At 52.6% G+C, this 5,950-nt stretch carries 8 protein-coding genes; all 8 read left to right on the plus strand.

Annotated elements, in window-relative coordinates; translation table 11 throughout:
* The first annotated feature begins 22 nt into the window (after positions 1–22).
* The 8 genes from Q3886_RS07770 to Q3886_RS07805 are packed head-to-tail and all read left to right on the plus strand — an operon-like array spanning position 23 to position 5,831.
* Positions 23–340, plus strand: a complete 318-nt coding sequence (locus Q3886_RS07770; protein WP_301860756.1) for a YbaB/EbfC family nucleoid-associated protein — start codon at positions 23–25, stop codon at positions 338–340.
* Positions 340–930: a recombination mediator RecR gene (recR, locus tag Q3886_RS07775; RefSeq protein WP_301860757.1), complete on the plus strand. Its 591-nt coding sequence runs from the start codon at positions 340–342 to the stop codon at positions 928–930. The genes Q3886_RS07770 and recR overlap by 1 nt, the downstream gene beginning before the upstream one ends.
* 10 nt (positions 931–940) lie before the next feature.
* Positions 941–1,186, plus strand: coding sequence for a pro-sigmaK processing inhibitor BofA family protein (locus Q3886_RS07780; protein WP_301860759.1), 246 nt, complete (start codon positions 941–943; stop codon positions 1,184–1,186).
* 17 nt (positions 1,187–1,203) lie between these two features.
* A complete protein-coding gene (locus tag Q3886_RS07785; protein WP_301860760.1) occupies positions 1,204–2,340 on the plus strand; it encodes an efflux RND transporter periplasmic adaptor subunit in 1,137 nt (378 codons plus the stop codon).
* Between the two features lie 24 nt (positions 2,341–2,364).
* The gene (locus Q3886_RS07790; RefSeq protein WP_301860761.1) at positions 2,365–3,123 is read left to right on the plus strand and encodes an IclR family transcriptional regulator; all 759 of its coding nucleotides are present in this window, start codon (positions 2,365–2,367) and stop codon (positions 3,121–3,123) included.
* The gene (locus Q3886_RS07795) at positions 3,120–3,728 is read left to right on the plus strand and encodes a DNA-3-methyladenine glycosylase (RefSeq protein WP_301860762.1); all 609 of its coding nucleotides are present in this window, start codon (positions 3,120–3,122) and stop codon (positions 3,726–3,728) included. The genes Q3886_RS07790 and Q3886_RS07795 overlap by 4 nt, the downstream gene beginning before the upstream one ends.
* A 41-nt stretch (positions 3,729–3,769) precedes the next feature.
* A complete protein-coding gene (locus Q3886_RS07800) occupies positions 3,770–4,651 on the plus strand; it encodes a DUF2156 domain-containing protein (RefSeq protein ID WP_301860763.1) in 882 nt (293 codons plus the stop codon).
* 13 nt (positions 4,652–4,664) lie between these two features.
* Positions 4,665–5,831 carry an enhanced intracellular survival protein Eis gene (locus Q3886_RS07805; protein ID WP_301860764.1) on the plus strand — a complete coding sequence of 389 codons (1,167 nt, stop codon included), beginning with the start codon at positions 4,665–4,667 and terminating at the stop codon, positions 5,829–5,831.
* Positions 5,832–5,950: the final 119 nt, after the last annotated feature.

Consider the following 5,950-nt stretch of genomic DNA (forward strand, 5'->3'; position numbering starts at 1 on the left):
TTCAATCACAGGAGGAAATATCATGTTTGGTGGAAATATGCAGGGAATGATGAAGAAAGTTCAGAAAATGCAGAAAGAAATGAAAAAACTGCAGGAAGATCTGAAAAAACGTACTGTAGAAGCGACTGTCGGCGGCGGTGCCCTGACCCTGGTCATGAACGGCGAAAAGAATGTGGAAAGCGTTCATATTGACCCGAGCATTATCGATCCGGAAGATGCGGAAATGCTGGAAGATCTCGTCGTAGCAGCCGTAAATGAAGCCAATAAGAAAGTCGACGAAATGATGGCTCAGGAAATGGGTAAAATTACAGGCGGCATGCATCTTCCCGGTATGTTCTAATGGATACGCCTTTAGACCGGCTTACGGAACAGTTTCGCCGCCTTCCCGGCATTGGCATTAAGACAGCCCGCAAGCTGGCGTACTATATCGTTCAGGAACCGCCGGAACGGGTAGACGCCTTTGTAGCAGCCATTCGTAATGCCAAGGAGACGATGAAATTCTGCTCTGTCTGCTTTAATTTGTCTTCTCAGGACCCCTGTCCTATCTGCAGTGACAGCAAGCGGGATCATTCCGTCATATGCGTCGTCGAAACGCCGCAGGACGTCATGGCCATTGAACGAAGCGGCGACTACCACGGCGTGTATCATGTGCTGCACGGCGCTCTTTCGCCGCTGGACGGCGTAGGCGTTGAAGATCTGAGGATTAAGGAACTGATTCAGCGGCTTAATGACCCGGAAGTCAAGGAAGTGATCCTTGCTACCGATCCCGATGTGGAAGGAGAAGCGACGGCGCTGTATCTGGCCCGTCTGCTGAAGACTGCCGGCATTCGTGTGACCCGCATTGCCCGGGGCCTTCCCATGGGCGGCGATATTGAGTATGCTGATGAAGCTACGCTGGCAGGAGCCGTAGCCAACCGGCAGGAAATGTGAGGCACTGCATATGGAATATATTTGGGTAGCTGTCGGCATTGCCGCCTTATTTTTGCTGAATAAGTTCGTATTGGCGCCAGTACGGCGGCTGATTGTTAATCTCGTCGTCGGGCTCCTCGTCCTGTATCTGGTCAATACATATGGCTATCTGTTTGGGTTTCATGCCGTTCCCATTACGGTAGTTACAGGGCTGCTTATTGGCATATTCGGCCTTCCCGGCGTCTTGCTGATTACATTGTATTACACGTTTTTTTAGTATAATGGAGATGGCCTATGGTACATGTAAAAAAATGGGCTGCCATGGCCCTGGTGCTGGCTGCCGTTGCCCTTTCAGGCTGCGGCAACAGCGTGTCTACAAAAGTTGAAACCGTATCCAAGTCAGAGCATCCCGTTGCACTGACGCTGGACGCCAATATGACGGCTCTGCACGCAACGACGATTGTGCCGAAAATTTCCGGCCGCCTTACGTCGGCTCCGCTTACAGTAGGGCAGGAAGTCAAGGCCGGCGACGTAGTCGTACAGATAGACGCTGCGCCGTATCAGCAGAGCATCAGTTCTGCTGAGGCCGAACTGGCTGCTGCTGTATCGGCAGCAGCTGCTGCGCCGGCACCGGTATATACGGCACCAGCTGCCAGCAGCGGAGATACAAGTGGCCGCCGCGCCCAGATACAGGCCTGGTATAACGATGGCGCCCTGTCCAGGGTAGAATACAATCAGATGATGGCCAAAGCCACGCCTGCTCCGGTCCAGCAGGCCGCACCCAGTGCTCCTGCTGTAGACAGTGCCCGCATTGCTCAGCTTCAGCAGGCTGTGCAGTCGGCCCGGGATATGCTGGGCAATGCTACCATTTACTCGCCCCTTGCCGGACGGGTAACGGCTGTGTCCGATAATCCGTCTGTTGCCGTTGCCGGCAATGTCCTGGCGACGATACAGCAAATGACGCCCCTTGTAGCTACTTTTGCCGTACCGGAACCATATGTCGATGCCCTGCAGACGGCTAAACAGAGCGGCACCCTTTCCGTTTCCGTCCTCACGCCGGACGGCGAATCGGAAACAGGGGAACTGACCTATCTGGCAACAGCCAAAGATCCGTCTACAGGCTCGTATATGGCCAAGATTACCTTTAACAATACGAAGAATCTCTTTGTTCCCGGCGAATTCTATCATGTCCGCATTTCAACGCCTCAGGAAGTGTCCCAGATTACAGTTCCCAAGACGGCGATCCGGACGAAGGACAGCGGCGATTTCGTCTATATTGTCAATGCTGACGGCCTGGCTGATGCCCGTTCCGTTCTGACTGGCGATGAAGAAGAAGGGCGCGTCGTCGTCCTCGACGGCCTGAAAGAAGGGGATAAAGTCGTCATCGATCCGCCGGAAAAACTGGAAATTGGCATGAAGATTGATACATAGATCCAAAGAGCAAGGTGATAGGCCATGAAAGAAACAGCCAGTACAGCACATCACAGGAGCTTATTGAAATCCCTGGAAAAAAGCCTGGATGTACTGGATATTTTTGTAGAATGTAATACAGGAATGACCCTCAAGGATATTGCTGTCCGTACCAAACTCAATACGTCTACGGCATTTCGCATTATTAATACGCTGGAACGGCGCCAGTACCTGACGCGCGATGAGGCATCCAAACAGTATCGGCTGGGCCCCAAGGCTCTGGCCCTGGGCTACTCGTCGCACTGGACGGAAAACGTCGTCACCCTGGCCAAGCCTTATTTGCGCCGGCTTCAGCAGATTTTTAATGAAACAGCCAGCCTGTACGTGGCCGAAGGGGACAGCCGCATCTGTCTGGATCATGTCGAAAGCACCCATGCTCTGCGCCGTGTCGTTCCCCTGGGAGAATCTCTGCCGCTGTACAAAGGGGCTGCCGGCAAGATCCTGATGGCCTGGGCGCCTGCAGAAGAGCGGAAACGGATGATCCTGCAGTACGGCAATCTGTCAGAAGAAGAATTTTCCGCAATCCGTCACAACGGGTATGCTGCGACTCAGGATGAAAGTGAACATGGCCTTTTTGCCTTGTCCGTACCGGTTTTTAATTTTGAAGAACAGGTCATTGCATCGCTGACCATTGCCGGACCGACCATGCGTTTTTACGATTCGATTCGCCAGAAAATGCTGTTTACCATGAGTCAGTATGCCTATGAAATATCCTATTCCCTGGGATACCGAAAGAAATCATGATATATACGCCGTGGCCGAAAGAGGCCTATCAGGATAAGGCGTCGGTCGTTGCGCCGGCTCTGCTGGGACAGTATCTGGTCCATGAGACGCCGCAGGGGACCTATGCAGCCCGCATTGTCGAGACCGAAGCATACGGCGGGTTTTACCGCCGTCAGGCCGATGACGGCTCCCATGCCTTTCGGGGCCTGACGAAGCGGACAGAGCCCATGTTCTGCGCCGGCGGCATATCCTATGTGTACCTCATTTACGGCATGTACTGCTGCATGAATGTCGTCACATCGCCGGCAGGAAGTGCACAGGCCGTCCTTATCCGCGCCGTCGAGCCCGTAGAGGGGATTGAGAGAATGATGGCCAACCGGGGCATGACGAAAATGAGCCGAAACCTGACGAACGGCCCGGGGAAGCTGTGTCAGGCCATGGGCATTACGCTGGCTCAGAACCGCATGGATCTGTGCGGCTCCGGCCTGTATATTGCCAGACCGGCGGCACGACAGCCCTTTCATACAGGCCGTTCGCCGCGCATTCATATTGATTACGCCGTTAAGGGAAAACACTTTCCCTGGCGTTTTTATATACAAGATAATCCATTTGTTTCCAAAACATGAATTGGGGGAGGATTACTATTATACAGTTTAGAGAATTCCGCTTGGAAGATAAACCCATCATTGATGACTATTTTCATCAAAAACGATATGAACAGGCTGATGCGTCGTTTATGACCCTCTTTGCCTGGCAGTATCCCTATGAAATTCAGTGGGCTGAAGAAGACAACGTCCTCTATGTCCGCGCCGGCCGCGGCAAAAAGCAGTTCTGGATTCCGCCTTTTGCCCGTAAAGACGGCAGCTTTGTCAAAGGCGTCGAACGGATGCACGAATGGTTCGATGAACACGGCTATCCCTTCCTGATGAAAGGGGTTACGCCGGAAGCGGCAGACCGTATTCGCGCCCTCTGTCCGGACTGCTATGAATTTACACCGGACCGGGACAACTACGAATACGTATATCTGACGCAGAACCTGATCAACCTGTCGGGAAAGAAGTACCGCCAGAAAAAGAACAACCTCAACCATTTCCGCAATCAGTATTTCGGCAACTGGGAATATATCCCCATTACGGAAGATATTTTCGGCGAATGTCTGGAAGCGGAAAAGACCTGGTACCAGCAGCATGAAGATGCCGACGATGCCGATGAGCTGGAAGGGGAAAGCCAGGCTATTGAAACGGTGTTCAATAACTGGAACGTCCTGCAGCCTACAGGCGGCGCCATCCGCATGTACAATAAAATCGTCGCCTTCTCCATTGGCGAAATGCTGAATGACGATACGGCCATTATTCACTTTGAAAAGAGCGATCCCTCCATTCGCGGTCTTTATCAGGTCATTAACCATGAATTCGTCGTTCATGCCTGGAGTCACACGACCTATATCAACCGGGAAGAAGACATGGGCCTGCCGGGACTGCGCAAATCGAAAGAATCGTATAATCCTGTACGGTTTGTGGAAAAATTTGACGTTACCCTGAAAAAGTAGAAAGGATACTGCTATGGAATTTCGACTGGCCGGCCCGGAAGACCGGGAACTTGTAGAAAACTTATGGGCCTATTGCTTTGAACCGAAGGAACATCCTTTTTTCCGCTGGTATTTTTCCAATTTCTACCGGCCCGAAAACGTTCTTATGGGTTTTAAAGACGGGCAGATGGCCTGTCTGACCCATTTGAATCCGTACACGCTGTGCCTGCGCGGCAAAGTCATTCCTACGTCGTACATCGTCGGCCTGGCAACCCATCCGGCAGCCCGGCGCGGCGGCGTAGGCGGCAAACTGCTGGCTGCAGCTCTGCAGGAAATGAAGCGCCGCGGCCATTATGTCAACATTCTCATGCCGTCGAAGGCCGGCTTTTACCAGCCCTATGGCTATGAACTGTACTGCCATCAGTGGAAAGAAACGATGTCCCTGGAATCGCTCCGCCCCTTGACTGACAGGACCGTGCGCTTTGCCTTTGTCAACAGCCCCGATCAGTGGCCGTACCTGGCTCAGGTATACGAAGCCTATACGAGAAAGCTGTCCGGTTATGCCCTGCGCGATGAAGCGTCGTGGCGCAGTCACATCGAAGCGCAGCTGGCCGAGGGAAATATTGCCGTTGCCTTCCATGGCGATACGCCCATTGCCTATATGTTTTATCAGCTTGGCGAGCCGACGATCGTAAGCGGAGAATTTGTATACGCCACCATTCAGGGCAAGCGGGGCCTTCTGGATTATATCTATAATCACCGTTCCCAGGGCAAGGATTTTCAGTGGAACGAAGGCCTTCACGATCAGTCGTACCGCTTCTATCCCGACGGCAAACAGGGACACGAAACGATGCCTTTCATGACCTGCCGCATTGTCGACGTCAAAGGCGCACTGGAACAGCTGACCTATCCTGACGATGTGGAAGGACGGATCTGCTTCCATACTGATGACCCTCTGGCCGACTGGAATACAGGTACCTTTACGCTCACCGTTCATAAGGGAAACGCTTCTGTTGCCGCAACGCCGGCAGCAAAACCGGAAGTATCCATGCCCATTGGCACACTGGCTCTGCTGGTCTTCGGCGCCGTCGATGTACAGGACCTGGCATTCAACGAAAAACTCCAGGGCAATGATGAAGCCCTGACCAAACTGGCCCGCCTGTTTCCGACAGAAAAATGCTATATTAACGAATGGTATTAGTGATGCAGACCTCATCTGTATCATAGAGAACCGGAGCCGTGCAGGTGTATTCATGTACTCCTGCACGGCTCCGGTTTGTTTTTATTGCCACCATTTTTATTCCAGTATATCTGTTATAT

The sequence above is a fragment of the uncultured Megasphaera sp. genome, assembly GCF_958350005.1.
Classification (GTDB): domain Bacteria; phylum Bacillota; class Negativicutes; order Veillonellales; family Megasphaeraceae; genus Megasphaera.

What these genes read in the sequence shown, in the direction of transcription:
- Q3886_RS07770 (WP_301860756.1), top strand. Translation starts at nt 23, where the DNA reads ATGTTTGGTGGAAATATGCAGGGAATGATGAAGAAAGTTCAGAAAATG.
- recR (WP_301860757.1), top strand. Translation starts at nt 340, where the DNA reads ATGGATACGCCTTTAGACCGGCTTACGGAACAGTTTCGCCGCCTTCCC.
- Q3886_RS07780 (WP_301860759.1), top strand. Translation starts at nt 941, where the DNA reads ATGGAATATATTTGGGTAGCTGTCGGCATTGCCGCCTTATTTTTGCTG.
- Q3886_RS07785 (WP_301860760.1), top strand. Translation starts at nt 1,204, where the DNA reads ATGGTACATGTAAAAAAATGGGCTGCCATGGCCCTGGTGCTGGCTGCC.
- Q3886_RS07790 (WP_301860761.1), top strand. Translation starts at nt 2,365, where the DNA reads ATGAAAGAAACAGCCAGTACAGCACATCACAGGAGCTTATTGAAATCC.
- Q3886_RS07795 (WP_301860762.1), top strand. Translation starts at nt 3,120, where the DNA reads ATGATATATACGCCGTGGCCGAAAGAGGCCTATCAGGATAAGGCGTCG.
- Q3886_RS07805 (WP_301860764.1), top strand. Translation starts at nt 4,665, where the DNA reads ATGGAATTTCGACTGGCCGGCCCGGAAGACCGGGAACTTGTAGAAAAC.